Genomic DNA, 25,661 nt, shown 5'->3' on the forward strand with positions numbered 1-25,661 from the left:
GAAGGCCAATAAAAGTATTTAATTTTGTATTGGACCTCGTACCAATGTTTCAACCCAAATATAACACATTCTAAAAAGCTAAGTTCACATGTTAGAGATTAAACCGACCGAAACCGTAAATGAGGGATCTATATTTGGTCAAATCATCAAGATGGACCACGAGCAGCTTGTCATTTGTAATGATCAAGCCACTGGTCTAAAGGCACTGATTGGAATTCACAACACTGTTTTAGGGCCTGCTCTTGGAGGTACTAGAATGTGGCCATATGCTTCAGAACAAGAAGCAATAACAGATGTCCTCCGACTTTCCAGAGGCATGACTTTTAAAAATGCACTCGCAGGTTTGAATCTAGGAGGAGGAAAAGCCGTAATCATCGGTGATCCAAAACTTAAAAACGAAGCATTTATGCGACGATTCGGAAGATTTGTCGAAAGTCTGGGTGGAAGATATGTGACAGCAGAGGATGTAAACATGAAAACTTCCGACATGGAGTACATTTCCATGGAGACTCGTCACGTAGCCGGCCTGCCTGAGATCAAAGGTGGTTCAGGTGACCCGTCCCCAGTAACTGCTTTTGGAGTTTACACGGGAATGAAAGCAGCCGCAAAAAAGGCTTTTGGTTCTGATTCACTTTCCGGAAAAAAAATTGGTGTTCAAGGAGTAGGTCAAGTCGGCAAGTACCTTATCGAATACTTGATCAAGGAAGGCGCTGAAGTCATAGTGACCGATATCTTTGAGGAGAAACTACGGGAAGTGGCCAAAGCAACAGGAGCTCAGGCAGTAGATCCAAATGTTATTTATGACCTTCCAATGGACATTTACTCACCGAATGCTTTGGGTGCAACAATCAACGATGAAACCATTGACCGATTGAAGTGTGCAGTAATCGCTGGTGGAGCTAATAATCAACTTAAAGACGAGGATAAACATGGCAAAATTTTGATCAAGAAAGGCATTGTTTATGCTCCGGATTTCTTGATTAATGCAGGAGGTGTAATCAATGTTGGAATGGAGTATTTGGGAGATTACAACAGAGAGATAGTTTTTCAACAAACTGAAAAAATCTATGAGACCTGTATGACGATATTTGCAAAATCAGAAAAAGAAAATATCCCTGCACAACAAGCTGCCATTGAGACAGCAAAAGCAAGAATAGAGTCTATTGGCAGAGTTAAATTGCCTTTTTAAAATACCACAATCCAATAAATGGCCACCGGGAAAGTATTTCCGGTGGTTTTTTTGTCTTGTCTAACTTGGGATTAGCCAAGCCAAATTGACTATATTTACAGCTCCTTTCCAACATTATGCTAAATAGAAGAATTCTCAGGGTCAAGGCTTTCCAAAACCTATATGCCTATGAGCAGTGCAAAGGTTCTAACCTCAACCTTGCCAAAGATTATATCAAAGCCGCTTTTCTGCCAGACCTTAACAGTATGGAGGTGCAGGATAAAGTAGCTCTCACCAAGGAGGCTGAAGAAGCAATTAAGCTGTTTGATCAAAATCTTGAATCAAAGGAGTTACTGAAAGCTAGTGAGGCCAGTGCAAAAGTAAAAAAAACAGTTTTAGAAGCTCTAAAACAATATCATCAAGCAAATGAGAAAGATCATCAGTTTCTTCTGAAAAACATGGTCATCTCAGCTGAGCGAATCCCCCAACTTTACCTTTCAGCAATCGAACTTCTCCGGTCCTTTGGAAAGCATGTCGAAAAGGAAGTAGAAAAAAAGAAAAAGCTTGCAGGAAATACGCCTATTGGTTTTGGGAATGAACTAAACTTAGCAAATAACAAAGTACTTAATTCACTCGGTGAATCAGAAACTTATTTGGCGGCTTTGGCTCGAAACAACGTAAATCTTGATGACCTAGAGTTGGAGGTTAAAGAGTGGTTTAGAGATTATATCAAAACCTCAGAGATTTATCAAGATTACCTTAAAATTGAAAACCCAAGTCTTGAAGAAGATCTAGAAGCCGCAGATAGCTTATTGAAAAAGATCATTTTCAAAAATGAAGTTATCCTCAATTATTTTTCTGAGAAAGATCTTAACTGGACAGAAAATAAATCTGTCGTTAGAAGTCTTGCTTCTAAAGTATTGAAAAATGCCGCAAATCTAGATCAAGAAAGCGATGGTCAAATGCCAGAGATCGCAATCAACTGGGATGAGGATAAGGAGTTTTTTGAAAATATCTTTAACTTCACGATTCAAAATGATGCTGAGAGTAAGGTACTAATCTCTCAAAAAACCAAAAATTGGGATATTGATAGATTGGCCTACACGGATAAAATCATTATTTCGATGGCTCTTGCCGAGATGAAGAATTTTCCAAGCATCCCGGTTAAAGTGAGTATCAATGAATACATAGATATTTCTAAGACTTACAGTACTCCTAAAAGTAAGCAGTTTGTAAATGGGTTACTAGATGTAATGGCGAAAGAGCTAACCGAAAAAGGAGATATCCGTAAGAGTGGTAGAGGACTTTTAGACAATAAATAATATAATCATGAGCAAAAACAGTAATTCACTCATCGCATTCTTAATAGGAGCTGGAGTAGGTGCTACATTAGGGATTTTATTCGCACCTGATGCAGGAAATAATACCAGAGATAAACTTTCTTTCAAACTATCAAAGTATAAAAAGGAACTCGAAGACCTAATAGAAGACTTGGTAGAAGGAAAAGAAACTCATCTTAATGAAGCAAAAACAGAAGGTAAAAGAGTAATATCCGATGCAAAAAATAAAGCTGAAAACCTTCTAAGTGACGTCAATAAATTAATAGATCAAATCAATCAAGGTAACAACTAATCGTTATGAAAATCAATTCAATCAAAGTAGGCGCTTTCGCTATGCTGCTATCCCTAGGGTTAGCATGTAATCCAAAAGAGTCCCAAGATGCTAAAATCAAGGCATTGGAAGATAAAATTGCGGCACTAGAGACTCAAAATACTGCGGTAACACCTGTAAATGTTCAGTCAACTCAGGCAGCAGATCCATCTTCTTTAGGCCAGTTTGAATTTCCAGCAATGGAATATGACTTTGGCACTATCAATGAAGGTCAAGTAGTGGAGCACGTATTTAATTTCACCAACAACGGACAGGCTCCATTGGTGATTTCAAATATTACTGCTTCTTGCGGATGTACTAGCCCTGACTGGACTAAGACACCAGTAAAACCAGGTGAAGAAGGTTTTGTGAAAGTAGTATTTAATTCTACTGCAAAATCCGGATCTCAAGCTCCTACAGTGACTATTCAAGCAAATACAAACCCAACTGTGACAAGACTTCGTCTTAAAGGAACAGTTAATCCTAAAAATTCAGGTTCTGTAGCAGTTGGACCTGTGAAGAAATAAATATGCTTTCAATTGTATTAGCTCAGGCCTCAGTAGGCGGTGGTGGCATCTTGGGCCAGGTATTCTTATTTGGCTCAATTATCTTAATCATGTATTTCTTCATGATCAGGCCACAGCAAAAAAAACAGAAAGACTCGAAAAAGTTTATTGAGGAAATCAAGAAAGGGGATGATGTTGTAACTATTGGAGGCCTTCACGGAAAGGTTTACAGTACTGATACTGATACCGTGATTCTCGAACTTGACAGAGGTCTAAAGGTCAAAGTAGAAAAGTCTGCAATTTCTCTAGATTTCTCCAAGAAACCCGCAACAACCAAATAAATTGAATTTTGCCGGAAACTAAAAAATCCTCTTCAAGGATTTCTGCTAAAAAACTCTCTAATCTTAAAGTGGTAGTACTCTGCATCGCAGCGGCTACCACTTTTTGGATTTTAAATGCCCTCAATAAGGACGATTATACCACTGTGGTAGATTTTCCAATCGAGTTGGTATATGACAGGGAAAGGTATGTTTCCGTGGCAGAGGAGCCGGAAAACATTCAAATCGAAATATCAGGAAATGGATGGGATTTACTCCGAAAGTATTTCAATTTTAATAGCCAGAGTTTCCTTGTTGAAATCTCAAATCCATCTTCAAGAGATTATATTTTAACATCGGACCTTAAGCGAGGACTGAGTGATTTTTTAGGACCTACCCAAGTTATCTCTATCCTGGATGACTCAATTAAATATAATATCAATAGGATTCAGACTATTAAGATCACACCAAAGCTGGACAGTACTAGTTTTAGTCTATATAAAAATTTTAAACTTCTGGGCACCCCAGAATTTGAACCTCCACAGTTAACCTTTACTGGTCCCAGTTCACTTTTAGACTCATTAAAAAAGACTTTTACAGTCAATCTTAATGAAAATAAAATCAATAAAGACTTGTCCAAAGAAGTGAAATTAAATCTGCCCAAGGATATGGCATCTTTGGTGTCGATTAAAGAAAAAACGGTCACTGTAAAATTAGATGTAGTAGCATTTCTGGAGGGAAACAAGCGACTAAGGATCAAAAAGATCAACTTTCCCCGATCAGTAACTTTGGAGAATGAGGAAGAACCGTTGATGATGGACTATCTTGTTGATGAACGCAGTTCGGACCAACTCAAAGAATTAGAATTTGAGGGGGTTGTCGATTATTATAAGCGAAATAAAGAGGATAGTACGATCACAGTCGAAGTGAAACCTTTGCCTTCATTTTTGGATCAAGTACGAGTAACCCCTCCTAAATTGAAACTTCGCTATGGGAACTAATCCTCCTCTGCTGGTTGGAATCACAGGAGGAATCGGATCAGGAAAATCAACCGTTGCAAAAGTCTTCGGAATTTTGGGAATCCCTGTCTACTATGCTGACGACAGAGCTAAGTGGTTGATGAGCAATAATCCGGAATTGAAGTCCGCAATCTCGAAAGCATTTGGTAGCCAGAGTTATTTAAATGGGATTTTAAATCGATCCTATTTGGCACAAACCGTTTTTTCCGACTCCGAAAAAGTGGCTAAAATCAATAGTCTTGTCCATCCAGTTGTAGCGCTTGACTTTAAAGAATGGGCTATTGAGCAAAAAAGCCCTTACGTATTAAAGGAAGCTGCTTTGATTTTTGAAACTGAAGGTCATAAACATTTAGATGCTGTAATCAATGTCAGCTCTCCACTCAAAGTCCGCATTTCCAGAATAATGATGCGAGATCCTCACCGTTCTGAGGAACAAATCAACCATATTATTGATCAGCAGTTGCCTGATGAAACAAAAAATGAATTAGCTGACTTTGTGATTAAGAATGTGGATAACAAACTGCTAATTCCTCAAATTTTGAAGGTTCACGAACAATTAAAAGCCCGGAGAAATTAATCATTATCGAACCTCTATGGAGTTTTGTAAAAACTAACATACTGTTTTAAACATGAATAGCTCTTTTAGGTTAAATCATAAAGCTATTCCATGAAATCTCTAAAATATCAGCTATTCTTACTCGTAACCTTGACTTTCATTTTTTCATGTCAAGCACAAAAAAGCACCAAACTTGAAAACTCTACATATACTTATGTCACTCCGACTAGAGATGGTACCGGCAAGGTTTATCTTGGCCGGGAGATTTCTCAAGTGATGGGATTCCAGGGAAAGGATTGGCTTGAGCGTGCAAGCCGAGAACGTGAGGAGGGAATTTCTATAGCTCTTAAAAATCTTCCGATCACCTCAGAAAGCGTTGTTGCAGATATAGGAGCTGGCTCAGGATATTATACTTTTCGAATTGCGCCTAAAGTTCCAGATGGAAAAGTTTACGCAGTAGAGATCCAACAAGATGCAATCAACTATCTGAATGCGAGAAGTAAGGAATTGGGGCTTTCAAATGTATCCACCGTAAAGGGAAGTGAACAAAACCCAAATCTTCCCAAGAATTCAATCGACCTTGTAATAATGGTCGATGTCTATCACGAACTTGCCTATCCAAAAGAAATGCTTGCCTCCATTCGTGAGTCCTTAAAACCAGATGGAAAAATTTTACTTCTGGAATATCGGGGTGAGGATCCGAGTATACCGATCAAGCCACTTCATAAAATGACCGTATCTCAGGTTGAAAAGGAGTTGAATGCAAATGGATTTAAACTAATCCAAAATGGTAAATTCTTGAAAATTCAGCACTTTTTGGTTTTTGGAAAGGATAATTAGAAGCCAAATCCCTACAACTTCTTCTCTGACCAACTCTTATTTACGATTTTCCATTGGCCATCAATCTTAATCAAGGTCAGGAAATCATAGTAATAGATTCCAGGCCAATACAACTCAGTTTCTGCTACTGCTGTGTTTCCTTGAACTCGAATTGAAACAATCTCATTTTTATACTGATCCCGATTTCGGGGTTCGCCTTTTGAAGTACCAGTAGCCCAGGCATCATACGAAGTAATCGTGAGTTCATCTCCTCTGAACCCAATTAATCTGGCTTCGGAAAGAAATGCTTGGTCTAGCTTAGTGCGATCTCGATCCATCATACCATCAAAATAAAGCTGAACCGTCTGGATAATAGCCTCTCGCTCGGAAGTTGTTTGACCTTTTACATTAAAATGAAAAGTGACTAAAAGAAGAAATAGAATAAGAAAACGCTTCATTTGAGAGATATTTTGAAAATAATTTTGACTAGTTAATCTAAGTCCTTAAATCGACTTTGGTGTAAATCTTTTAATTTTAACTTAGAACTTTTACGAGGTGTTTAAGATACTTAATCCTGAAATAGCTTATTTTTCAACTTTAAAACCATGAATCAATCCTTCAAACTTCGTACCGTCAATGTCACTCGATACATATTGCCTCTTCGGGAAGGTGGCTCCCTTCCTGCGTTGGCAGATGCGGATGATGGGTTCAAATATGTCTTAAAATTTCGTGGAGCAGGTCAGCGGGAAAAAGCACTAATCTCCGAATTTCTAGGGGGAGAAATTGCCAGACTCCTAGGCTTAAATGTACCTGAATTGGTTTTTGCGAACTTAGACCCCGCTTTTGGGAGATCTGAAGGCGATGAGGAGATTCAAGATTTGCTCAAAGGAAGTCAAGGACTAAATCTCGCATTGCATTTCCTTTCAGGAGCAATTAATTATGATCCTGTGGCTAAGCCTGTAGATCCATTGTTAGCTTCAAAAATCGTTTGGTTGGATATGTTCATCACCAATGTGGATCGAACTTTTCGGAATACGAATATGCTGATCTGGAACAGGGAACTTTGGCTTATCGATCATGGTGCCGCATTTTTGTTTCAGCACGCTTGGACTAATTGGAAAAGAAATGCCACAGGTCCATTTCCAATTATTCAAAATCATGTGCTATTGCCACAGGCGAGCCTACTGGAAGTTGTAAATGAAGAATTCAAACAAAAACTAAATCCCACAATACTCAGAAATCTAGTCGCTGAGCTACCTGATGAGTGGCTCCTCGCAGGTAGAGATTCTGATGACATTCAGGAATTGCGCCAAGTCTACACTGATTTTCTGAATCTACGACTATCATATTCTGATCAATTCACCAAAGAAGCTCAAGATGCAAGGGAAACACTTATATGAGTACGCCATAATCCGGGTGGTGCCTAGGGTGGAGCGAGAGGAATTCATTAATGTGGGAGTAATCCTAGGTGACGCTAAATCAGGTTTTTTAGGTTGTAAAATTGAATTGAATGAGTCAAAATTATTGGCTTTGGATCCACTTGCCGATTGTGAGATGATCCAATTAAATCTCAACTCCTTCGAAAAAATCTGCTTGGGAAAATCAAATGGTGGAAAAATCGCAGCTATGGATTTGGCATCAAGATTCCGTTGGCTTACTGCAGTGAGAAGTTCTATCATTCAGACTTCGAGACCCCACATGGGATTCAGTGCTGAATTGGAAAAAACATTGGAAAAGCTTTTTGAAGAAAATGTAAAATAAAAAAGCGTGAGAAGTCAATCCTCACGCTTTCTTAAGCCTTTTTTGCTACAATTAAATTTTATCAAACCCTAAATACGAGTGGAGTACTTTTGGCATTAAAATACCATCAGGTGTTTGGTTATTTTCCAAAATAGAAGCCACGATTCTCGGTAAAGCTAAGGCACTCCCGTTAAGAGAATGTGCCAATTGGGTTTTCTTATCCTCTCCTTTGAATCGAAGTTTGAGGCGATTAGACTGATAGGTTTCAAAATTTGAAACTGAGCTTACTTCAAGCCATCTCTCTTGCGCAGCAGAATACACTTCCATATCATAAGTCAAAGCAGAAGTGAATCCCATATCTCCTCCACAAAGTCTAAGCACCCTATAAGGCAACTCAAGCTTTTTCAAAAGGCCCTGAACATAGTCACTCATCGATTCTAGTGTCTGATAGGATTGATCCGGATGTGTTATTTGTACGATTTCTACTTTATCAAACTGATGCAAGCGATTCAATCCTCTTACATGCGCGCCCCAGCTCCCTGCTTCTCTTCGGAAACATGGGGTATAAGCGACATTTTTAATTGGAAGATCTTGTTCTGCTACAATCACATCACGATAGAGATTCGTAATCGGTACTTCTGCGGTGGGGATGAGATAAAGATTATCAGCAGCTGCAAAATACATTTGCCCTTCTTTATCCGGCAACTGACCGGTTCCATATCCAGATTCTTCATTTACCAAGATTGGTGGCTGTACTTCCATATAGCCTGCCGCTAGCGCTTCGTCAAGAAAAAAGTTGATCAGTGCACGTTGAAGCCTTGCTCCTTTTCCTTTGTAAACCGGAAAACCAGCTCCTGTAATTTTTACACCGAGGTCAAAATCGATTATGTCATATTTCTTGATTAGTTCCCAGTGTGGAAGTTTACCCTCAAAAAGAGTTGGAATTATTCCACTTTCGAGCACTATTTCATTGTCTTCGGCAGACTTCCCGGCAGGTACCGAGGTATGTGGTACATTTGGGATGGTATAAAGTAGCAGCCTCAATTCTTCCTCTGCGGAGGAGTATTGATCTTCCAGATCTTTGATCTGGACCTTGAGTTCCGCAGTTTTTTCGCGGATTTTGACTGCCTCTTCTGCTTTTCCCTCTCGCATCAAAATCCCAATTTCTTTGGAAATCGCATTTGATTCTGCTTGAATTTGATCTCGTTCAGTTTGAGTAGATTTCCTCAATTCATCCAGTGAAACTGCCTGATTTAAAACAGCTTCGGCATTGGGGAAATTTCGCTTTTGAAGACCGGCAAGAACCCTGGCAAAATTTTCTCTGATTTGATTAACTAACAGCATGATAAAATCTAAGGAATGAAAGTCCCAAAGATAATCATGTTATCGAACAATGATGGATTTACTGACACTCGAAAATGGTCCTTCAAGTTCTTTTCCATCAGATCGTAGCAGTTGAACTTTCACTTGATAAGTCCCAATCGGCAAATTTACTACACGTACAGGAGCCATATGATCAATCTCATAAGTCAACTCATTGACCTGAATTTTAACCTTAAGACCATCCAGCTTCATATCGCCTCCTACTACTAAAAAATCAATAATCAATTCAGAGCCTGAATCAAAAATTTGGTTTGATCTTGGCAAATTAAGTGCAAGGTATGGTTCAGCAGAATAGGGAAATGGTCTGGAATCTCCTACTTGAAAGTCTCTGTCAATGTAGTTTCCAAAATTCTTTAGGGCAAGACCCTCCTCATCTACAAGATATGCAACTACACGATAGCTTCCCTCTGCCAACTCTCTTTGGAAAATGGGAGAATAAAAACCTACGGGATCTCCCCCGTTGAGAATATTGAAAAGTTTAAATTCTTGGTTTTCATTTAACTCAAAAGGGAAGTTTTTGATGTTAAATTCAAATGGAACCTTTCCAGGTTTGAAAATCTGATTACCCAAAGGAGTAAATAATTCCAAAATTGCATCTGGAAATGCAGATGAATCCTCATACTGGTAAAAGCTAATCTTCGGAATCTCGGGAGAGGTTACTATTTCACCTTCCTGCAGATTAACAACTTCTTCATTAATCTTTTTCTTTTCAGAGTTGCATGCTGAAATGAACCCTAAAATGATGAGGATAGTAAGGATTTTTTTCATGGGGGAGGCGATTTGGAATAAAGATATTTAATTTAAAGATAAATTTGGCTCTTCAATAAAAAAGCAAACTCATGGACATCTTATTTGAGGAAATCCCAAGCCTCGATTTAGCAGACTTTACAAGTGGCTCTGCAAGTCAAAAAGCGGCCTTTGTCGCTAAACTTGCTGAGGCATATCAAAACATTGGTTTCGTAGCCATCAAAAACCATGGACTATCTCAGGACCTTCAAGATCGTCTTTATGGGTCGATTAAAGACTTTTTTTCACTCCCAGATGATATAAAAGCAAAATATGAAAAACCGGAAATTGGTTTTCAAAGAGGCTATACTGGAAAGGGTAAAGAACATGCAAAAGGACGAAATACTGGTGATTTAAAAGAATTTTACCATGTAGGTCAAGAACTTTCCAATATTCCTGATTCAGATCCTATAAAAGTTGAGTATCCTGAAAACGTTTGGCCTTCAGAGATCTCCGAATTTAAAAATGATGCCAATGAAGCCTATCGGACTTTAGAAAACGCAGGTAAAGCAATGTTGAGGGCAATTGCACTTTCATTGGATTTGGAAGAAGATTATTTTGAAGAAAAGGTAGCCTACGGAAATTCGATCCTGAGACAGATACATTACTTCCCGATCGAAAACCCGGATGAAGTTCCTGCTGATGCTGTTCGTGCTGCTGAGCATGGAGATATTAATTTAATAACACTTCTAATGGGAGCTAGTGCTGATGGCCTTCAGGTACTGCGAAGAGATGGCAAGTGGATTCCAATTACTGCGCTTCCTGATCAATTGGTAGTAAATGTGGGAGACATGTTAGAGCGTTTGACAAATAAAAAACTAAAATCAACGATTCACCGTGTAGTCAATCCGCCTAGGGAAAAGATGAATTCTAGCAGATATTCGATTCCGTTCTTTATGCATCCTAGATCTGAGATGGATTTGACTTGCCTTGAGAGCTGTGTGACTGCTCAGAATCCAAAGCAATTCGAAGACATTACTGCGGGAGAATTTCTTGACGAGAGACTTCGTGAATTAGGTCTAAAAAAATAAAAAATGTCTGTCAAGCGGGTTCGTTATTACCTTTTCCTGAAAGATACCCTGATACTTAGCTTGACAGCATTTGGAGGGCCCCAAGCATTTTTGGCGATGCTCTTAGAGCGAATGGTCAAACAAAGGGTCTACATCTCTGAAGAGGAACTCTGGGAGCTAAATGCATTATGTAATATGCTCCCAGGCCCTTCTTCAACTCAGTTGATATCAGCAATTGGCTTTCGGGTGGGTGGACCAAACTTAGCTTATCTTGCATTGATTGTTTGGATTCTTCCAGCAACCTTGTTCATGATTTTTGCAGCTATTTTGATTTTCTTTCTGCAAGAAAATACCCCTGGAGCTTTGAATTTTGCACGCTTTATCCAGCCTATGGCAATAGGATTTATAATTTTTGCTGCGCAAAAAACCATAGGCAAAATGGTTCAGACAACAGAGGCGATGGTTCTAGTTTTAATATCGACCTTTATTTCTTTCTTTTACAATTCCCCATACATCTTCCCCTTATTATTGATCGCCGGTGGATTGAGTACATCAATCAAATATAAGAAGCAGCCCAAATTGGAGAAGGATGCGCCACTTAAAATAGAATGGTCCAATTTCTATCTCTGGGCAGGGACATTAGCTTTAGCAGCGATTTTAGGTGCACTTACTAAGGATCAGTCTATCCTACTCTTTGAAAATTTCTATAGAAACGGAAGTTTGATTTTTGGAGGAGGACAAGTTTTGGTACCATACTTATACACTGAGTTCGTAGACTTCAAACATTTCTTAAGTTCCGAAGAGTTCTTGACAGGATATGCTATTTCGCAAGGTATCCCTGGACCTACCTTTAGTATTTCCTCATTCGTAGGAGCTCTTTCAATGAGAGAATTTGGCACTGCAGGCTTCTTTGCAGGGGGACTTATTGCTGCAGCAGGGATTTTTCTACCTGGAATTTTTCTGATTTTCTTTGTTATTCGATTTTGGGATCAGTTGAAAAAATATCGTCCAATTAGAGCAGCCTTGGAAGGAATCAATGCAGTATCATGTGGAATGTTGATTTCGGCTGCCTATTTACTATTCGAACCGCTTGAGGCAAACGGTATCAACATATTTTTCATTTTGGGAACTTATCTTTTGTTGCAATTCACCAAAATATCTTCTCCAGCCATAATTGCGGGTGGAATAATACTAGGAATAGGTTACAATTTCCTCTTTTAAAAGGCGAACAAAAACCCCTCAGATTCGGCAATTGGAACAAGAAACCGAATTCGCGCGTTTTAAAATCTGAAATCATTCCCTATCTTTCTCTTAAATGCAAGCATACGAATTCATAAACAATCTCATTCCCCCATTAAAGCTAAGCGACAAAACTGGTAAGGCGTTGTCTTGGATGGAAGAAATCCGAATCAACAATCTACCGGTGGTAGACAATGGGGTTTTCGTGGGACTGGTAAATGGAGACTTGATTTTTGACTTGAACAATCCGGAAACTCTGATTTCAGAACTGACTTTAGAAAACTCCGGTTGCTGGGTTTTTGCAGATCAGCATATTTATGATGTGCTTAGGGTAAGTTCAGAGCATCACTCTAATTTAGTCGCTATTTTGGACAGAAATTCCACCTACCTAGGAGTGGTGACTATGGAGGATTCAATTTCTGCTTTCGCTGAAAGCCTATCCATTCAATCCCATGGTAGTGTGATGATTTTGTCCATGAATATGAATGAATACAGCCTTGCAGAAATCTCCAGAATCATTGAAAGTGAAAATGGAAAAGTTCTCAGTTCTTTTATTTCAACAGATCCACTAGATAATAATAAAATCAAGCTGACCCTTAAAATCGACAAGCCTGAACTTCGCCATATTAAAGCCACTTTAGAGAGATTTGGATATCGGATTCTGGACCAATACCAACAAGTCGAAGAGGCGAGCAGTGAAGAGGAGCGTATCGGAAACTTGCTTAGATTTTTAGATATATAAATTATGAAAGTCGCCCTCCATGGCTTGGCTTTAAAAAAGGAGTTTTTTTTAGAAGTCAAATCACTCTTCCTAGCTTTAGCCAAGCATAATTTTGAAATCTTCGTCACTAAACAGTTTGACAAGCAAATTAGAGCACATTCGGATTTAGTTTCTCCCTATTGGGTTCTTGAGAACAAGCAGGAAATGGCAAAGATGGATTTCATGATTTCCATTGGAGGTGATGGTACTTTATTAGATGCGGTATGCCAAGTTGGAAATTTAGAAATTCCCATTTTGGGTCTTAATACAGGTAGAATGGGCTTTTTAGCTACAGTTGCCACAGATTCAATTGACCAAGCAATAGGACATCTGGCAGATCATAACTATCAAATTGAATCTAGATCACTGATTTCCCTTCAGCAAAATAAAAAGCTTTTTAACGGATTAAATTTTGCGCTAAATGAATTCACTATTCATAAGCGAGATACCTCTTCAATGATTACAGTTCATACCTACATTGATGGAAAATATTTAAACAGCTATTGGGCAGATGGATTAATTGTGGCAACCCCAACCGGTTCAACAGGATACTCTCTGAGTTGCGGTGGACCTTTAATTTCCCCTGAAGCAAAAAATCTCGTGATCACTCCAGTAAGTCCCCATAATCTCAATGTCAGACCAATAATAGTATCTGATGAAAGCGAAATTAGTTTTACAATTGAAGGAAGAACAGAGAAATTTCTAATCTCTTTGGATTCTAGGTCTACCTCGGTATCCTCAGAAGTAAAACTTTCTGTCAAAAAGGAAGTATTTGAAGCAAAGCTGGTGAAACTGCCAAATTATCATTTCTTCGATACGCTTCGTCAGAAACTGAATTGGGGCTTCGATATGAGGAATTGATTTTCTTTTCGGGAAAATTATCTCAATTTTGGCTTAACAATTATTAACCCGTTAAATACGAGAAGTCGTTTTTTATACGTTAGGTACTTCATAACTTGCATCGTCTTGAAAAAGGTCAATTTTCAGATTTTCAATCACTTATTCATCCTCTGTCTATTACTTTTGAGTTTTTCTCAAGAGTTAAAAGCTCAGGAATATGAACTGGGAGGAGGGATAGGCGTAGCGGCTTATTCCGGAGATATAATCAGAAAAATTGACTTGGGCCAATTAGGACCCCAAGTCACGTTGTTTGGCAAGAGAAATTTTGACAATGTTTGGACGCTTAGAGTGGGGATTAGTTCCGGGATACTACAGGCAGCCGATAGCATTAAACCAATAGATCGATTGGCTCGGGTAAGAGATGCACGATTCCGAGGAGGAGTTATTGAAGGGTCCGCAGTAATGGAATTTAACTTTCTTGACTTTCTAAGAAGTGGTTCTGAATTCAGATTCTCCCCATATGCTTTCTTTGGTATTGGCTATTCATTCTTTACAGCAAAAGGAAATACTTTTACTTTCAATAAATCCACAAAATATTCATTGGGAACATTTACCATACCTTTTGGAGGTGGAGTAAAATACAGACTTAATGATCGTTGGACTTTGGCATCTGAAATCGGTTTTAGACCTACTTTAACTGATTACTTAGATAAAATTGACAGTAAACAGCCACCAATTCCACGGTTTGTAAATCCCTCAAATCAAGCTGAACCCTATGGGATCAACTTTGGAAATCCAAACGATAAGGATTGGTATTACTTCTTTGGTGTGACGATTAGCTACACTTTCGCGACTACAAGGTGCTATGCTTATTAATTAATTGAACCCTAGGGTAGATTATTGAAAAAGAAATAGCATTTTTGTACCTCCAAAAAATGTAGGCTTTCGGAAACGACTGGAATGAAGGAAACACAAGACCGTAACAGAATCCCCCGACATATCGCGATTATCATGGATGGCAATGGCCGATGGGCTAAGAAAAAAGGCGCCATGCGGATTTTTGGTCACAGACATGCGATTCAAGCAGTGAAGGATGCGATTGAAGGTGCGGAAGACCTTGGAGTAGAATATCTTACCCTCTTTTCATTTTCTACAGAAAATTGGTCTCGTCCCCAAGACGAAATCAATGGACTTATGGAACTGTTGGTAAAAACCATCACTGATGAAGTTCCAATGATGATGAAAAACAACATCCGACTCTTATCTATTGGTGATGTAGACAGTCTTCCTCCTTCTGCTTATTCTAAATTGAAAGAAGCAAAAGAGACTACTTCCACGAATACTGGACTCCAGGTAATATTAGCTCTTAGTTACAGTGGCCAATGGGAACTCACTCAAGCAACAAAGCGCATTGCTCAAAAAATCTCAGAAGGGAAATTGAAACCATCGGAAATCACCCAACAAGTGATGGCCGATCACCTGGATACCGCAGGGATACCTGATCCTGAACTAATGATCCGAACCAGTGGAGAATTCAGGTTAAGCAATTTCCTACTTTGGCAACTGGCCTATACGGAGCTATATTTTAGCCCAGTATTATGGCCAGATTTTAGAAAAGAGCACCTCAATGCCGCAGTCTCAGATTTCCAATCAAGGGAAAGGAGATTTGGAATGACAGGTGAGCAAGTTAAATCTTAAGTAATTGATGAAAAGAAGTTTACTTATTCTGTTTTGTCTGATTTGGGCAAGTTCAGCAATGGCACAAATTCGTTTGGGTCAAAGTCGCTATGCCTCGAGCAAGCCAATAGATATTTTGGAGCTAAACTATGCGAAGCCCGAAACTTACAGAATTGCAGAAATAAAGGCTGTTGGGCTTTCTACGCTCGATGAAATTGCCATTCTATCCCTTTCTGGACTGAAGGTGGATGATCGTATTGAAGTGCCTGGAGATGCGATTTCCAATGCTTTGAAAAAGCTTTGGGGACAGGGAATAATTGGAGATGTAAAAATTCTAGTTACTAAAATCGAAGGGGAAGATATTTACCTCCTCTTGGATTTAACTGAGCGACCAAGATTCTCAAGAGTGGAATTTTCGGGCATGAACAAAACTCAGGAAAGTGAACTTAGGGACAAAGTAAATATCCGAGGCAGGGTAGTTCGTGATGACGTATTAAATAATGCGAAAAGAAATATCGAGAAATACTACATCGATAAGGGCTTTTTAAACTCAGAAGTCAAAATCATTCAGGAGCGAGATACAACCCTACCAAACTCTGTAAAACTACGATTTGACGTAACCCAGAATTCGAAAGTCCGAATCAACGAAATTGATTTTTACGGCAATAATGAAATTGCAGATTCGAAACTTAAAGGCAAATTAAAAAAGACCAAAGAACACGCTAGGGTAAGCATCTTCAAAGATGCCTATACGAGATTAGAATCTGCCACTCCTACAGATGTGAAAAACACACTATTCTACACTGACAGTGCTTCATCTGAAGATGCAAAAAATTATATCAACAAAAATTTCAAGCTCAACTTCTTCAGCGGTTCCAAATACATTCCTAGAGAATATCGAAATGATAAAGATAATATTATCAATTTCTACCAAAGTAGGGGCTTTAGAGACGCCAAAATCGTAGCTGATTCTATCTATGATTATGGTCAGGATAAAATCAATATCGATATTGCCCTCGAAGAAGGTCGAAAATACTATTATAGAAATATCACTTTCAACGGTAATTTTATTCACCCAGATCAAGTTTTACTTACAAAGTTGGGCATCAAGAAAGGCGATGTTTACGATAAGGAAAAGCTGGATAAACGTCTGAATTATGATCCTGCTAAAGGAGATGATGTCAGTTCACTTTATCAAGACAACGGATATCTCTTTTTCAACATTGACCCAGTCGAAATCAATGTTTCAGGTGACTCGATTGACCTCGAAATGAGAATTTTCGAGGGACCTCAGGTAACAGTAAATAGCGTCAACATTAAAGGCAATGAACGGACTTCTGATCATGTGGTGATGCGAGAGATCCGAATTCTTCCCGGGCAAAAGTTTAACCGTGCATTATTGGTTCGTACTATCCGTGAACTTTCTCAATTAGGTTATTTTGACCCGGAAAAAATCAATCCAGATCTAAGACCAAATTTTGAAGCTGCTACAGTGGATATTACTTTCGAATTGGAAGAGCGTCCCAATGATCAGATTGAACTTTCTGGTGGATGGGGTGGATTCTATGGATTTGTGGGAACAGTTGGCTTGTCCTTTAATAACTTCTCAATCAAAAACATTGGTGATTTCGACAAGTGGGATCCGCTACCTGTAGGAGACGGACAAAAGCTATCTCTAAGAGTACAGGCTAATGGCCGTTCTTTCCAAAATTATTCCGTTTCTCTTACGGAACCTTGGTTTGGAGGTAAAAAACCAAATGCATTAAGTTTTGCTTTTAATCACTCAGTACAGCGTCAGGTTGATTTCTTTAACCAGGCCAATTTTGGTAATGAACTTGGTTTCTTTAAAATCACAGGTGTTACACTTGGTTTGGCCAAACGAGTAACTTGGCCGGATGATTATTTCAGTATCAGTAACTCCCTGCAGTTTCAAGTCTATGAATTTGACCAGTTCGGAACTTCCTTTGGACTGAGCTATCCGACCGGTACCTCCAACAGTATCACGTTAAATACCACGATTGCAAGAAATAACGTGGATAACCCTATCTATCCTAGATTCGGGTCCAATATCATGCTTGCCATCTCTGCAACTCCTCCTTATTCCTCGTTAAATAAAAATATTGATAGAGAATCCCCGGACGAAGAAAAATACAAGTGGTTGGAATACCACAAGTGGATGTTTGATGCATCTATTTATACCCCACTCTTTGGATCTACTAAACTAGTGGCAAGTGCAAGAGCACATATGGGCTTCTTAGGTTCATATGGTAATAAAATTGGAATTATTCCACTAGAACGATTTGTAATGGGCGGGGACGGAATGACATTCAACAACTTTGCTTTGGGTCAGGAAATCATTGGTCTAAGAGGATACGAAAACCAATCGATCACTCCAGGGAGAGATACTAGAGGAACTGCTGACCCAGATCCTTATGGAGGTATTGTCTATAATAAGTATGTGATGGAAGTTAGATATTTGGTTTCACCAAATCCTTCTGCAACCATTTTCGTATTGGCATTTGCTGAGGCTGGAAATAACTGGGGTTCTTATGCAGACTTTAACCCATATGATTTGAAAAAGTCAGCAGGTATGGGAGCTAGAATCTTCATGCCAGCATTTGGATTGCTTGGAATTGACTGGGGATATGGATTTGACGCTATTCCTGGACAGCTTAGACCAAGTGGAGCTCAATTCCACTTTACAATTGGACAACAATTCAGGTAATAGAACCTATATAGTTTAAATGGTTAATTTATGCTAAATCTTGAATCAAGCCGTTGGAAGGAAATAACCCACAGAAACTGCATTCAGGCCATGAATAAATCATTGAAAATTGTATTTTTGCTGCTCCTTATGGGCTCTAGCGAGCATTTAATGGCCCAAAAGTTTGGATATATCGATTCAGAATACATCCTGAATAAGCATCCAGATTATAAGGTCATTCAGCAAGAGCTTGAAAATATCAGTGCTGAATGGAGGAAACAGGCACAAGATTTGGACCAAGAGATAAAAGAACTCTACGTACAGTTAAAAGCTGAAGAGGTTTTATTGACGGAGGAGATGTATCAGCAAAGGCTGGAACAGATAAAATTGAAAGAGAAAAACTCACAGGAATATTACAATAGAATCTTTGGAATCAACGGGCAGTATTTTCAGAAACAATCTGAACTTATGCAGCCCCTACAATCCAAAATCTACGATGCAATAGTAAAGGTATCCAGAAGAAATAATCTTGCTACCCTGTTTGATAAAGCTGCAGAACCATCTGCCATTATCTACACAGATCCTAGACATGATTATTCGGAATTTGTTCTGGAAGAATTAGGAATAGAAGACAACAAATAAAAAGAACCAAAAAATGATGAAAGTAAAAGTTATCCTTTCCGCAGTGGTGATGCTTTGCGCAGGATTTGTCGCTCAGGCGCAAGAAATTAAAATCGGGTACACAAATGTGGAGTTTATCATGGACTTGATGCCAGAGATGGAGCAGATCGGTGCTGATATCCAAGACTATCAGACCCAATTACAAACTAATATCCAAACTAAGGCAGCAGATTTTCAGCGCCAAGTACAAACTTATCAGCAGGCTGCTCAAAGCATGACTGACGAGGCTAGAGCGGCAAAAGAAGCTGAACTTACTAAAATCCAAGGTGACCTTCAGAAATATGAGCAAGATGCTCAGGTTTCTTATCAAAGAAAGTTAGGAGAACTTTTGGAGCCAGTTCAAACAAAAGTAGTGAATGCGATCAATGCTGTTGCAGCTGAAAACAACTACACACATATCTTTGCTGAGACTGCAGGCCAAGCTCCGATATTACTTTATACCAAAGAGGAAGATAAGTTTACAGAACTTGTCCTTGCGAAGCTAAATATTAAGCTTCCTACCCCTCCAGCCGGTAACTAAAAAAAACAAAACGTAATTTAAGGCCTTCTGAAAATTCAGAAGGTCTTTTTTTTGAAGTATGCCCAAGAAAAACCCAAAAGAAACTATCTCTAAAAGCCAAGAGCCTATCTTAGTCGATTTCTATGCTGACTGGTGCGGACCATGCCAGACTATGAATCCGATTATTGAAGATGTGCTGGAAGAATTGGGAGGAAGCATCAAACTGCTAAAATTGAACGTGGACAAAAACCCACAACTCTCCCAACAATTTGGAGTCCGATCTATCCCCCACTATATTCTTTTTAAAAAAGGTAAAATCCTTTGGCGAAAAGGTGGAATAATAACCAAGCGGGATCTGGAAAAGGCACTGAAAGGATTTGTATAAAAAAAGCTCCAAAAGGAGCTTTTTTTATACAAAGAACTTTAGCCGAATGACTTCCTGCTCAGAAAGAAATCGGTAATGTCCTCGCTTCAAGTCTTTCTTATCCAATCCTGCATACATCACACGATCCAATGCAGTAACTTCATAGCCTAGGTGGGCAAAAATCCTTCTTACAATTCGGTTTCTTCCAATATGAATCTCTAATCCCATAATCTTTCGATCCAAGGAAAGCACCTGTAAATCATCCACAGCAGCAGGCCCATCTTCCAAAGTTAATCCTTCGATTATTGCTTCCTCGTCATTTTTAGTCAGAGGTTTATCCAAAGTGACCTGATAAATCTTTTTGATTTCATTGGAAGGATGCGAAAGCTTTGCGGCCAATTCTCCATCATTGGTAAAAAGTAATAAACCTGTTGTATTCCGATCGAGTCTTCCAACAGGGAAAATTCTTTCCTCACAAGCATTCCCAACAAGATTCATCACCGTCTTACGATCCATTGGATCATCTGTCGTAGTAATAAAATCCTTTGGTTTATTTAATAATACATAGACTGGCTTTTCAGGATTGATCTTTCTTCCTTGATAAACTACTCGGTCGGTACGCTTAACTTTTCGACCCATCTCAGTGCAAATCTCTCCATTCACAGTAATCAGTCCTTGTGAAATCAACTGGTCTGCCTCTCTCCTTCCACAAATACCAGAGTTTGAGATGAATTTATTTAATCTGATCAAACCTCCTTCCGCTTCATCCAACTTCTTCTTTTTAGAAGGTAATGCGTCAAATTTATAATCCGGTCGCTCTAGGTTAGTATCCTGATCCACATATCGCTTCTTACCAAATCCGCGAACTTCCTTATTCTCTTTTTTATAAACTGGTCTTCCCGGTTCAAAAACTGGCTTCTGATCTTTTCCTCTACCTCGATAAATTAACCCATCCTCTTTCCCAGAAGATTTGTCTGATTTGAAATCTTTGTCAAAAGACTTTCCTGGACGCTTCTCACCTCTTGGAGGGAATCTTTTACTTTCTGATCCAGATTCATCTTTCTTCTGAAAGAATTTTTTCTTTCCTGTAGTTGAATCTTCAGTTTTATTGAATTTCTTTTCAGAATCATTTCGCTCAAACTTGGGCTTAAAACTCGCTTTTTTGGCCCCAAAACCTGCCTTCTTTCCAAATGCAGGTTTGTCAAATGAGTCGTCCTTTTTACCAAATGATTTACGATTTGATCCGGATTTATCAAAATCAGAATCTGTGGCTTTTTTCTTAAAACCTCCTTTAAATGATTTGGAATCTTTCTTATCCTCGTTGAAAAATGGTTTTTTAGAATTGTTCTTTTTCATGGAATTGCAGCATCACTGCTGGATTTAATAGTGAATTAATAAAGGATTGGTTTTCAACCCCTTAATTGGGCTGCAAAGATACACTCAATCATCAGATAAAATACTATGGCTTACAAAAATTCAATTAGTGCTTTTTACTGTAAAAATAGGCCGTTGCTTTTCTGACAGACCCTTCGCTTAGCAAAAGGCTTTTGGCGGTAGCTTCATCCACTCCAGTAGCTTCCATGATCATATTTGTTCCACGCTGAACTAGTTTGGCATTTGAAAGCTGCATATCCACCATTTTATTTCCTTTAACCCGTCCAAGCTTAATCATGACAGTTGTGGAGATCATATTCAAAACAAGCTTTTGAGCAGTTCCTGCTTTCATTCGCGTGCTTCCTGTAACAAATTCAGGTCCAACCACGGCTTCGATTGCATAATCCACTTCTTTAGATAAAAGCGAATTTGGGTTACAGGTGATACTTGCGGTCAGAAGTCCATTTTTCCTTGCAGTTTTCACACCGCCGATTACATAGGGAGTTGATCCAGAAGCTGCAATTCCGATAATCGTATCATCTACATTGAAACCATATTCTAAAATATCCTTCCAGGCTTGTTCTGAATCATCCTCGGCATTTTCAACAGCTTTTCGAATAGCCTTATCTCCTCCAGCGATCAAACCTATCACCCAGTCAAATGGTACTCCGTAAGTAGGGGGACATTCAGAGGCATCTAAAATACCTAGTCTGCCACTCGTCCCCGCTCCGATATAAATCAATCTTCCACCTCGCTCCATTCGAGGAACAATAGCTTCAACCAATTTTGCGATGACTGGAATAACTTCCTTTACCGCCAAAGGCACTTTTTGATCTTCCTGATTGATATTTTGAAGCAGTTCAATTACTTCCATAAGCTCAAGGTTATCATAAAGAGAGGTACTTTCAGTTACTTTCATAGGGCTTCTTGATGGTAAAGTGTCAAACCTGCAATTGGGCTTTCAATGATTAAATTGACTGAAATCTTAGCATCAAATGCAGCTTTGCGGAGAATGTCACTATTATAATAAGCTATCGATCCTACAAAATTTACGGGCTTCTCCTGATAGTTTGAATATTTCATAACATGCTTTTTGAAAAAATCCTGAAAGGAATTATAGTAAAGCATATAGCAATAAGGATCAGATTTATGTTCAGAAATAAATCTACAAAAGCTAGCCATGTATCGATTTGGAAAAGGTTTCTGATACACATGCTCTTGAATCGTTGTGGCAGTGAGAGAGAATTTATCTAAAAGCTCATCTTTGATGTGAATTGGCATTTCATCATGAATAAAATCACTTAGAAATTTTCTTCCCACATATCCTCCTCCTCCTTCATCCCCAAGTATATATCCCGGTGCTGGTTTGGTATCTATGATGGATTTCCCGTCGTAGTCACAGCTATTTGAACCCGTACCCAGAATACATGCAATCCCGGGCTGATGACCACAAGTAGCTTTGGCTGCGGCTGCTAGATCATGATCTACTAATATCATTGAATTTGGAAAAATAGTCCTCAAAGCGGCTACAACTTCAGCCTTTCGGTTAGGACTAGAGCATCCAGCTCCGTAATAATAAATTTCCTTAATCTCACTTTCCAGGTTAACAAGGAAATCATGCCGCATTTGAATAGCCATTTCCTCCGAGGTTTGATAATAGGGATTAAAACCGACACCTCTATGTTGGCTTACTCGCCCATCTTGATGGATAACTCTCCAATCTGTTTTACTAGAGCCACTATCTGCTATTAATATCATGCTAATTGCCCAATGGGCTCAAATTTTTCAAAAACTTTTTCTGTGTGAGGAGCATCTGAAAGTTCCTCGGTCAAATCCTGACCAGCCCAATGCTCATAATGTTTTCCATTTCGCCAGAGTCTTGAGTCAGAAACATCGTAGATTATTCCTTTGTAAGCCACCCAAATCTCAGGTTTGTCTTGCCCATTTCTCAAAGCCAGTTGCTGCTTACTAAAGACTTTCATCAAAGCAATTTAATCTGGGCATTGATCCATCGCTCTGGAATCTCTCCTTTTTGAGCGAGTTGATAATCAGCATAGCTACAAGGCACGATGCTCATTCGATCAAATTTTTCTGTATCGCTAACCGGAATTTCCAACCACCATTTGCCACTTCGTTTGCTTTTATAGAAGACTAGATTGTTTGGTTTTGTATCGAGAGAGACCGTGTATTTAATATAATCACTACTTTTAAATGAAAGGCTGTCTTTTCTTGAATAAAATCCCTCAAGAAAATACCAAATCATCACAGCAATTACTTTAGCGGTTTTATTAGGCGCATCATCGTAATAAGGCTCGTAGCCATAAATACCTATGGAGGAAAGCTTTTCATTCGTGCCTGCAAACCAACAAATCTGACATGCCTCCTCTCCTGTAAGACCAAAAGGCTGAGCATCCAATGCCCCAGGAGCATCTGCAGATTGGATAGCGCTGATATCAAAACTCATCAAATCAGCATTTCGAATCAGTGGCTCTACTTCTTTAAACTCAGACCGCAAAGCTCCTAATCGCACATGCTCAAAATACAGTTTCTCCAAAACATTAATCAGAGTAGGATCAACCAGAAAACTCTGATAACCGAGATGAGAATAAGAAAAGAGGAAATTTGGCTGATGTAATATGATGTCTTGAGTATGCTGATCTACCTTAGGACCTTCTTCCTCCATATCAATTTTGGCATCTACTGTCAAGAGGCTGACCAGTTTCTTCATCTTCTCGTAGGACAAATATTGCCCATAGTCCATATCATGTGAACCACCAAAATAGACTGGAAGAATCTGATTCTTCATTAAGTACTCTCCTACTTCTTGCATTTTTGAGTAGGTTTCCTGGATTGTCTCGCCAGAAATCAAATCCCCCAAATCTGCTACCCGATAGGATCCAAGACCACGCTTTAATTCATAAAGTTTTTCACGGATTTCTGTGCTGCCACGATTCGCACTTTCTACTTTCAGCGCTCCACGATTTTCCTTTAAACCGACAAGGGCAATTTGTACTCCCTTTAGATCGGGAAATTCTTCTCCGTAGAAATGGATTTGTTTAAAGAACGAGCTGTCAGGATATTTTTTTTGCCAAAGGAATTCCGCTACAGGATCAAAATAGGATTGAATTGTCATACTAGGCTATGGTGTGAGGTAAAAATAATCAAAAATGGTTCTTAAATAAAAAATCCCGCCGAAGCGGGATTTTAAATTTTTATTAACCTCCGAAATCATCAAATCTGATGTTTTCCTGTGGAATTCCTAGATCATCTAACAGTTTTAATACCGCAGCATTCATCAAAGGAGGACCGCAAAGGTAATATTCTACCTCATCTGGCTCAGGATGATTTTTCAAATAGTTATCATAAAGAACTTGGTGAATAAAGCCTACGTAACCATCAGCTTCTTTATCGTCAAGTGATTTCTTTATTTTCCAATTGTCCTCTGGAAGGGGTTCTGAAAGACCAATATTAAATTGGAAATTAGGGAAATCCTTCTCAATATCTCTGAACTGAGGTGTGTAGAATAATTCTTTTTTAGATCTTCCACCGTACCAATAAGACACTTTTCTGTCTGTTTTTTCCGTGTGGAAAAGATGGAAAATATGAGATCTTAAAGGTGCCATTCCTGCTCCTCCTCCAATATAGATCATTTCTCTCTGAGTTGGATTGATATGGAATTCTCCATAAGGACCAGAGATCATCACTTTATCACCAGGCTTTCTTGAGAATACATATGAAGAACAAACTCCTGGATTCACATCCATCCATCTGTTATTAGCACGATCCCAAGGTGGAGTTGCAATACGAATCGTCAACATGACAATATTACCTTCTGCTGGGTGATTAGCCATGGAATATGCTCTGAAGAGTTCCTCATCATTTTTCATGACCAGATCCCACAATCCAAATTTATCCCAATCACTCTGATATACATCCGCTGGGTGACCCAAATCTGGATGAGGAGTGATATCCATGCCTTTGAAATTGACCGTAATCGCAGGCACATCTATCTGAATGTATCCTCCTGATTCGAAATCAAGCGTCTCACCTTCAGGCAATTTCACTTTGAATTCTTTAATAAATGTAGAGACGTTGTAGTTTGTAACTACCTCGCATTCCCACTTTTTAATTCCGAAGATCTCCTCAGGAACACGAATCTTCATGTCACTTTTAACCTTGACTTGGCAAGCTAGACGAACATTACTTTGTTGTTCAGCTCGACTGAGGTGACCGACTTCAGTAGGAAGGACTTCTCCTCCTCCTTCTTCAACGATACACTTACACATTGCACAAGTACCTCCACCTCCACAAGCGGAAGGAAGGAAAATCTTCTGCCCACCTAAAGTGGATAAAAGCGTTGTGCCAGCCGAAGTAACGATCGGTGAACTTGTGTCTCCATTGATAATAATGTTGACATCTCCAGAAGCTACAAGCTTAGACTGAGCGAAAAGGAGAATAAAAACCAGTAGCAATATGATAACAGTAAAAGCTACAATGGAAGTAATAATTACAGAACCCATGAAATTTTGGTTTAATTTTTCTTATGGATTGACCCCGATATGGGAGCAC

Annotated in this window: 29 protein-coding genes; 20 read left to right on the plus strand and 9 right to left on the minus strand. The window is 39.0% G+C overall.

Features of this window, described 5'->3' with window-relative positions:
- The first annotated feature begins 88 nt into the window (after positions 1-88).
- The 8 genes from P8O16_RS12405 to P8O16_RS12440 all read left to right on the plus strand — a co-directional run bounded on the left by P8O16_RS12405 (position 89) and on the right by P8O16_RS12440 (position 6,056).
- Positions 89-1,189, plus strand: coding sequence for a Glu/Leu/Phe/Val dehydrogenase dimerization domain-containing protein (locus P8O16_RS12405; RefSeq protein ID WP_300315312.1), 1,101 nt, complete (start codon positions 89-91; stop codon positions 1,187-1,189).
- 116 nt (positions 1,190-1,305) lie between these two features.
- Entirely contained in the window at positions 1,306-2,490 is a 1,185-nt protein-coding gene (nusB, locus tag P8O16_RS12410) for a transcription antitermination factor NusB (RefSeq protein WP_300315315.1), read from the plus strand.
- 7 nt (positions 2,491-2,497) lie between these two features.
- The gene (locus tag P8O16_RS12415) at positions 2,498-2,800 is read left to right on the plus strand and encodes a YtxH domain-containing protein (protein WP_075349063.1); all 303 of its coding nucleotides are present in this window, start codon (positions 2,498-2,500) and stop codon (positions 2,798-2,800) included.
- 5 nt (positions 2,801-2,805) lie between these two features.
- Positions 2,806-3,345 carry a DUF1573 domain-containing protein gene (locus P8O16_RS12420; protein WP_300315320.1) on the plus strand — a complete coding sequence of 180 codons (540 nt, stop codon included), beginning with the start codon at positions 2,806-2,808 and terminating at the stop codon, positions 3,343-3,345.
- Between the two features lie 2 nt (positions 3,346-3,347).
- Complete coding sequence (gene yajC / locus P8O16_RS12425; protein ID WP_300315323.1) at positions 3,348-3,665, plus strand: preprotein translocase subunit YajC; 318 nt, start codon at positions 3,348-3,350, stop codon at positions 3,663-3,665.
- Between the two features lie 8 nt (positions 3,666-3,673).
- Entirely contained in the window at positions 3,674-4,642 is a 969-nt protein-coding gene (locus tag P8O16_RS12430; protein WP_300315326.1) for a YbbR-like domain-containing protein, read from the plus strand.
- Complete coding sequence (gene coaE / locus P8O16_RS12435) at positions 4,632-5,237, plus strand: dephospho-CoA kinase (RefSeq protein WP_300315329.1); 606 nt, start codon at positions 4,632-4,634, stop codon at positions 5,235-5,237. Before P8O16_RS12430 ends, coaE begins: the two co-directional genes overlap by 11 nt.
- 90 nt (positions 5,238-5,327) lie before the next feature.
- Positions 5,328-6,056: a methyltransferase domain-containing protein gene (locus P8O16_RS12440; RefSeq protein WP_300315332.1), complete on the plus strand. Its 729-nt coding sequence runs from the start codon at positions 5,328-5,330 to the stop codon at positions 6,054-6,056.
- Positions 6,057-6,067: 11 nt separating this feature from the next.
- Here P8O16_RS12440 and P8O16_RS12445 read toward each other — a convergent pair whose 3' ends face one another.
- On the minus strand, positions 6,068-6,493 hold the full coding sequence (locus tag P8O16_RS12445; RefSeq protein WP_300315335.1) for a nuclear transport factor 2 family protein: 426 nt from the start codon (positions 6,491-6,493) through the stop codon (positions 6,068-6,070).
- A gap of 147 nt (positions 6,494-6,640) precedes the next feature.
- Between P8O16_RS12445 and P8O16_RS12450 the strand changes: the two genes are divergently transcribed.
- Positions 6,641-7,435 carry a HipA family kinase gene (locus tag P8O16_RS12450; RefSeq protein ID WP_300315338.1) on the plus strand — a complete coding sequence of 265 codons (795 nt, stop codon included), beginning with the start codon at positions 6,641-6,643 and terminating at the stop codon, positions 7,433-7,435.
- Positions 7,413-7,796 (plus strand): DUF3037 domain-containing protein, encoded by a 384-nt coding sequence (locus P8O16_RS12455; protein WP_300315341.1) that lies wholly within the window; start codon positions 7,413-7,415, stop codon positions 7,794-7,796. The genes P8O16_RS12450 and P8O16_RS12455 overlap by 23 nt, the downstream gene beginning before the upstream one ends.
- 51 nt (positions 7,797-7,847) lie before the next feature.
- Here the strand turns inward: P8O16_RS12455 and serS are convergent, their stop codons facing one another.
- Together serS and P8O16_RS12465 are read right to left on the minus strand one after the other, a co-directional pair.
- Positions 7,848-9,119, minus strand: a complete 1,272-nt coding sequence (gene serS, locus P8O16_RS12460) for a serine--tRNA ligase (RefSeq protein ID WP_300315344.1) — start codon at positions 9,117-9,119, stop codon at positions 7,848-7,850.
- Positions 9,120-9,158: 39 nt separating this feature from the next.
- Positions 9,159-9,926, minus strand: a complete 768-nt coding sequence (locus tag P8O16_RS12465) for a hypothetical protein (RefSeq protein WP_300315349.1) — start codon at positions 9,924-9,926, stop codon at positions 9,159-9,161.
- A 71-nt stretch (positions 9,927-9,997) separates the two neighbouring features.
- On the opposite strand from P8O16_RS12465, the gene P8O16_RS12470 reads away from it, so the two are divergent.
- The 10 genes from P8O16_RS12470 to trxA all read left to right on the plus strand — a co-directional run bounded on the left by P8O16_RS12470 (position 9,998) and on the right by trxA (position 19,739).
- Positions 9,998-10,975, plus strand: a complete 978-nt coding sequence (locus P8O16_RS12470; protein WP_300315351.1) for a 2-oxoglutarate and iron-dependent oxygenase domain-containing protein — start codon at positions 9,998-10,000, stop codon at positions 10,973-10,975.
- Positions 10,976-10,978: 3 nt separating this feature from the next.
- Complete coding sequence (chrA, locus tag P8O16_RS12475; protein WP_300315354.1) at positions 10,979-12,175, plus strand: chromate efflux transporter; 1,197 nt, start codon at positions 10,979-10,981, stop codon at positions 12,173-12,175.
- 94 nt (positions 12,176-12,269) lie between these two features.
- Positions 12,270-12,935, plus strand: a complete 666-nt coding sequence (locus P8O16_RS12480) for a CBS domain-containing protein (RefSeq protein ID WP_300315357.1) — start codon at positions 12,270-12,272, stop codon at positions 12,933-12,935.
- Positions 12,936-12,938: 3 nt separating this feature from the next.
- Complete coding sequence (locus tag P8O16_RS12485) at positions 12,939-13,814, plus strand: NAD kinase (RefSeq protein WP_300315360.1); 876 nt, start codon at positions 12,939-12,941, stop codon at positions 13,812-13,814.
- A gap of 105 nt (positions 13,815-13,919) precedes the next feature.
- Positions 13,920-14,669: a DUF6089 family protein gene (locus P8O16_RS12490; protein ID WP_300315363.1), complete on the plus strand. Its 750-nt coding sequence runs from the start codon at positions 13,920-13,922 to the stop codon at positions 14,667-14,669.
- An 84-nt stretch (positions 14,670-14,753) separates the two neighbouring features.
- A complete protein-coding gene (locus tag P8O16_RS12495) occupies positions 14,754-15,491 on the plus strand; it encodes an isoprenyl transferase (RefSeq protein WP_300315366.1) in 738 nt (245 codons plus the stop codon).
- A gap of 7 nt (positions 15,492-15,498) precedes the next feature.
- A complete protein-coding gene (locus P8O16_RS12500; RefSeq protein WP_300315369.1) occupies positions 15,499-18,195 on the plus strand; it encodes a POTRA domain-containing protein in 2,697 nt (898 codons plus the stop codon).
- A 90-nt stretch (positions 18,196-18,285) separates the two neighbouring features.
- Entirely contained in the window at positions 18,286-18,816 is a 531-nt protein-coding gene (locus tag P8O16_RS12505; RefSeq protein WP_300315374.1) for an OmpH family outer membrane protein, read from the plus strand.
- Positions 18,817-18,829: 13 nt separating this feature from the next.
- Positions 18,830-19,375 carry an OmpH family outer membrane protein gene (locus P8O16_RS12510; protein WP_075349046.1) on the plus strand — a complete coding sequence of 182 codons (546 nt, stop codon included), beginning with the start codon at positions 18,830-18,832 and terminating at the stop codon, positions 19,373-19,375.
- Positions 19,376-19,433: 58 nt separating this feature from the next.
- Positions 19,434-19,739 (plus strand): thioredoxin, encoded by a 306-nt coding sequence (gene trxA / locus P8O16_RS12515; RefSeq protein ID WP_300315378.1) that lies wholly within the window; start codon positions 19,434-19,436, stop codon positions 19,737-19,739.
- A gap of 24 nt (positions 19,740-19,763) precedes the next feature.
- Here the strand turns inward: trxA and P8O16_RS12520 are convergent, their stop codons facing one another.
- The 6 genes from P8O16_RS12520 to nqrF all read right to left on the minus strand — a co-directional run bounded on the left by P8O16_RS12520 (position 19,764) and on the right by nqrF (position 25,612).
- Positions 19,764-21,074 (minus strand): pseudouridine synthase, encoded by a 1,311-nt coding sequence (locus P8O16_RS12520; protein WP_300315381.1) that lies wholly within the window; start codon positions 21,072-21,074, stop codon positions 19,764-19,766.
- 124 nt (positions 21,075-21,198) lie between these two features.
- Entirely contained in the window at positions 21,199-22,011 is an 813-nt protein-coding gene (gene murQ / locus P8O16_RS12525) for an N-acetylmuramic acid 6-phosphate etherase (protein ID WP_300315386.1), read from the minus strand.
- Complete coding sequence (locus P8O16_RS12530; RefSeq protein ID WP_300315388.1) at positions 22,008-22,850, minus strand: N-acetylglucosamine kinase; 843 nt, start codon at positions 22,848-22,850, stop codon at positions 22,008-22,010. Before P8O16_RS12530 ends, murQ begins: the two co-directional genes overlap by 4 nt.
- A complete protein-coding gene (locus tag P8O16_RS12535) occupies positions 22,847-23,074 on the minus strand; it encodes a cytochrome b5 domain-containing protein (protein ID WP_075349041.1) in 228 nt (75 codons plus the stop codon). The genes P8O16_RS12530 and P8O16_RS12535 overlap by 4 nt, the downstream gene beginning before the upstream one ends.
- Complete coding sequence (locus P8O16_RS12540; RefSeq protein WP_300315393.1) at positions 23,074-24,225, minus strand: formimidoylglutamase; 1,152 nt, start codon at positions 24,223-24,225, stop codon at positions 23,074-23,076. Before P8O16_RS12540 ends, P8O16_RS12535 begins: the two co-directional genes overlap by 1 nt.
- An 82-nt stretch (positions 24,226-24,307) precedes the next feature.
- A complete protein-coding gene (nqrF, locus tag P8O16_RS12545; protein ID WP_300315395.1) occupies positions 24,308-25,612 on the minus strand; it encodes an NADH:ubiquinone reductase (Na(+)-transporting) subunit F in 1,305 nt (434 codons plus the stop codon).
- Between the last annotated feature and the right edge of the window lie 49 nt (positions 25,613-25,661).

This window comes from Algoriphagus sp. (assembly GCF_029254265.1).
Lineage (GTDB): Bacteria > Bacteroidota > Bacteroidia > Cytophagales > Cyclobacteriaceae > Algoriphagus.

What these genes read in the sequence shown, in the direction of transcription:
- P8O16_RS12405 (WP_300315312.1), top strand. Translation starts at nt 89, where the DNA reads ATGTTAGAGATTAAACCGACCGAAACCGTAAATGAGGGATCTATATTT.
- nusB (WP_300315315.1), top strand. Translation starts at nt 1,306, where the DNA reads ATGCTAAATAGAAGAATTCTCAGGGTCAAGGCTTTCCAAAACCTATAT.
- P8O16_RS12415 (WP_075349063.1), top strand. Translation starts at nt 2,498, where the DNA reads ATGAGCAAAAACAGTAATTCACTCATCGCATTCTTAATAGGAGCTGGA.
- P8O16_RS12420 (WP_300315320.1), top strand. Translation starts at nt 2,806, where the DNA reads ATGAAAATCAATTCAATCAAAGTAGGCGCTTTCGCTATGCTGCTATCC.
- yajC (WP_300315323.1), top strand. Translation starts at nt 3,348, where the DNA reads ATGCTTTCAATTGTATTAGCTCAGGCCTCAGTAGGCGGTGGTGGCATC.
- coaE (WP_300315329.1), top strand. Translation starts at nt 4,632, where the DNA reads ATGGGAACTAATCCTCCTCTGCTGGTTGGAATCACAGGAGGAATCGGA.
- P8O16_RS12440 (WP_300315332.1), top strand. Translation starts at nt 5,328, where the DNA reads ATGAAATCTCTAAAATATCAGCTATTCTTACTCGTAACCTTGACTTTC.
- P8O16_RS12445 (WP_300315335.1), bottom strand. Translation starts at nt 6,493, where the DNA reads ATGAAGCGTTTTCTTATTCTATTTCTTCTTTTAGTCACTTTTCATTTT.
- P8O16_RS12450 (WP_300315338.1), top strand. Translation starts at nt 6,641, where the DNA reads ATGAATCAATCCTTCAAACTTCGTACCGTCAATGTCACTCGATACATA.
- P8O16_RS12455 (WP_300315341.1), top strand. Translation starts at nt 7,413, where the DNA reads ATGCAAGGGAAACACTTATATGAGTACGCCATAATCCGGGTGGTGCCT.
- serS (WP_300315344.1), bottom strand. Translation starts at nt 9,119, where the DNA reads ATGCTGTTAGTTAATCAAATCAGAGAAAATTTTGCCAGGGTTCTTGCC.
- P8O16_RS12465 (WP_300315349.1), bottom strand. Translation starts at nt 9,926, where the DNA reads ATGAAAAAAATCCTTACTATCCTCATCATTTTAGGGTTCATTTCAGCA.
- P8O16_RS12470 (WP_300315351.1), top strand. Translation starts at nt 9,998, where the DNA reads ATGGACATCTTATTTGAGGAAATCCCAAGCCTCGATTTAGCAGACTTT.
- chrA (WP_300315354.1), top strand. Translation starts at nt 10,979, where the DNA reads ATGTCTGTCAAGCGGGTTCGTTATTACCTTTTCCTGAAAGATACCCTG.
- P8O16_RS12480 (WP_300315357.1), top strand. Translation starts at nt 12,270, where the DNA reads ATGCAAGCATACGAATTCATAAACAATCTCATTCCCCCATTAAAGCTA.
- P8O16_RS12485 (WP_300315360.1), top strand. Translation starts at nt 12,939, where the DNA reads ATGAAAGTCGCCCTCCATGGCTTGGCTTTAAAAAAGGAGTTTTTTTTA.
- P8O16_RS12495 (WP_300315366.1), top strand. Translation starts at nt 14,754, where the DNA reads ATGAAGGAAACACAAGACCGTAACAGAATCCCCCGACATATCGCGATT.
- P8O16_RS12500 (WP_300315369.1), top strand. Translation starts at nt 15,499, where the DNA reads ATGAAAAGAAGTTTACTTATTCTGTTTTGTCTGATTTGGGCAAGTTCA.
- P8O16_RS12505 (WP_300315374.1), top strand. Translation starts at nt 18,286, where the DNA reads ATGAATAAATCATTGAAAATTGTATTTTTGCTGCTCCTTATGGGCTCT.
- P8O16_RS12510 (WP_075349046.1), top strand. Translation starts at nt 18,830, where the DNA reads ATGATGAAAGTAAAAGTTATCCTTTCCGCAGTGGTGATGCTTTGCGCA.
- trxA (WP_300315378.1), top strand. Translation starts at nt 19,434, where the DNA reads ATGCCCAAGAAAAACCCAAAAGAAACTATCTCTAAAAGCCAAGAGCCT.
- P8O16_RS12520 (WP_300315381.1), bottom strand. Translation starts at nt 21,074, where the DNA reads ATGAAAAAGAACAATTCTAAAAAACCATTTTTCAACGAGGATAAGAAA.
- murQ (WP_300315386.1), bottom strand. Translation starts at nt 22,011, where the DNA reads ATGAAAGTAACTGAAAGTACCTCTCTTTATGATAACCTTGAGCTTATG.
- P8O16_RS12530 (WP_300315388.1), bottom strand. Translation starts at nt 22,850, where the DNA reads ATGATATTAATAGCAGATAGTGGCTCTAGTAAAACAGATTGGAGAGTT.
- P8O16_RS12535 (WP_075349041.1), bottom strand. Translation starts at nt 23,074, where the DNA reads ATGAAAGTCTTTAGTAAGCAGCAACTGGCTTTGAGAAATGGGCAAGAC.
- P8O16_RS12540 (WP_300315393.1), bottom strand. Translation starts at nt 24,225, where the DNA reads ATGACAATTCAATCCTATTTTGATCCTGTAGCGGAATTCCTTTGGCAA.
- nqrF (WP_300315395.1), bottom strand. Translation starts at nt 25,612, where the DNA reads ATGGGTTCTGTAATTATTACTTCCATTGTAGCTTTTACTGTTATCATA.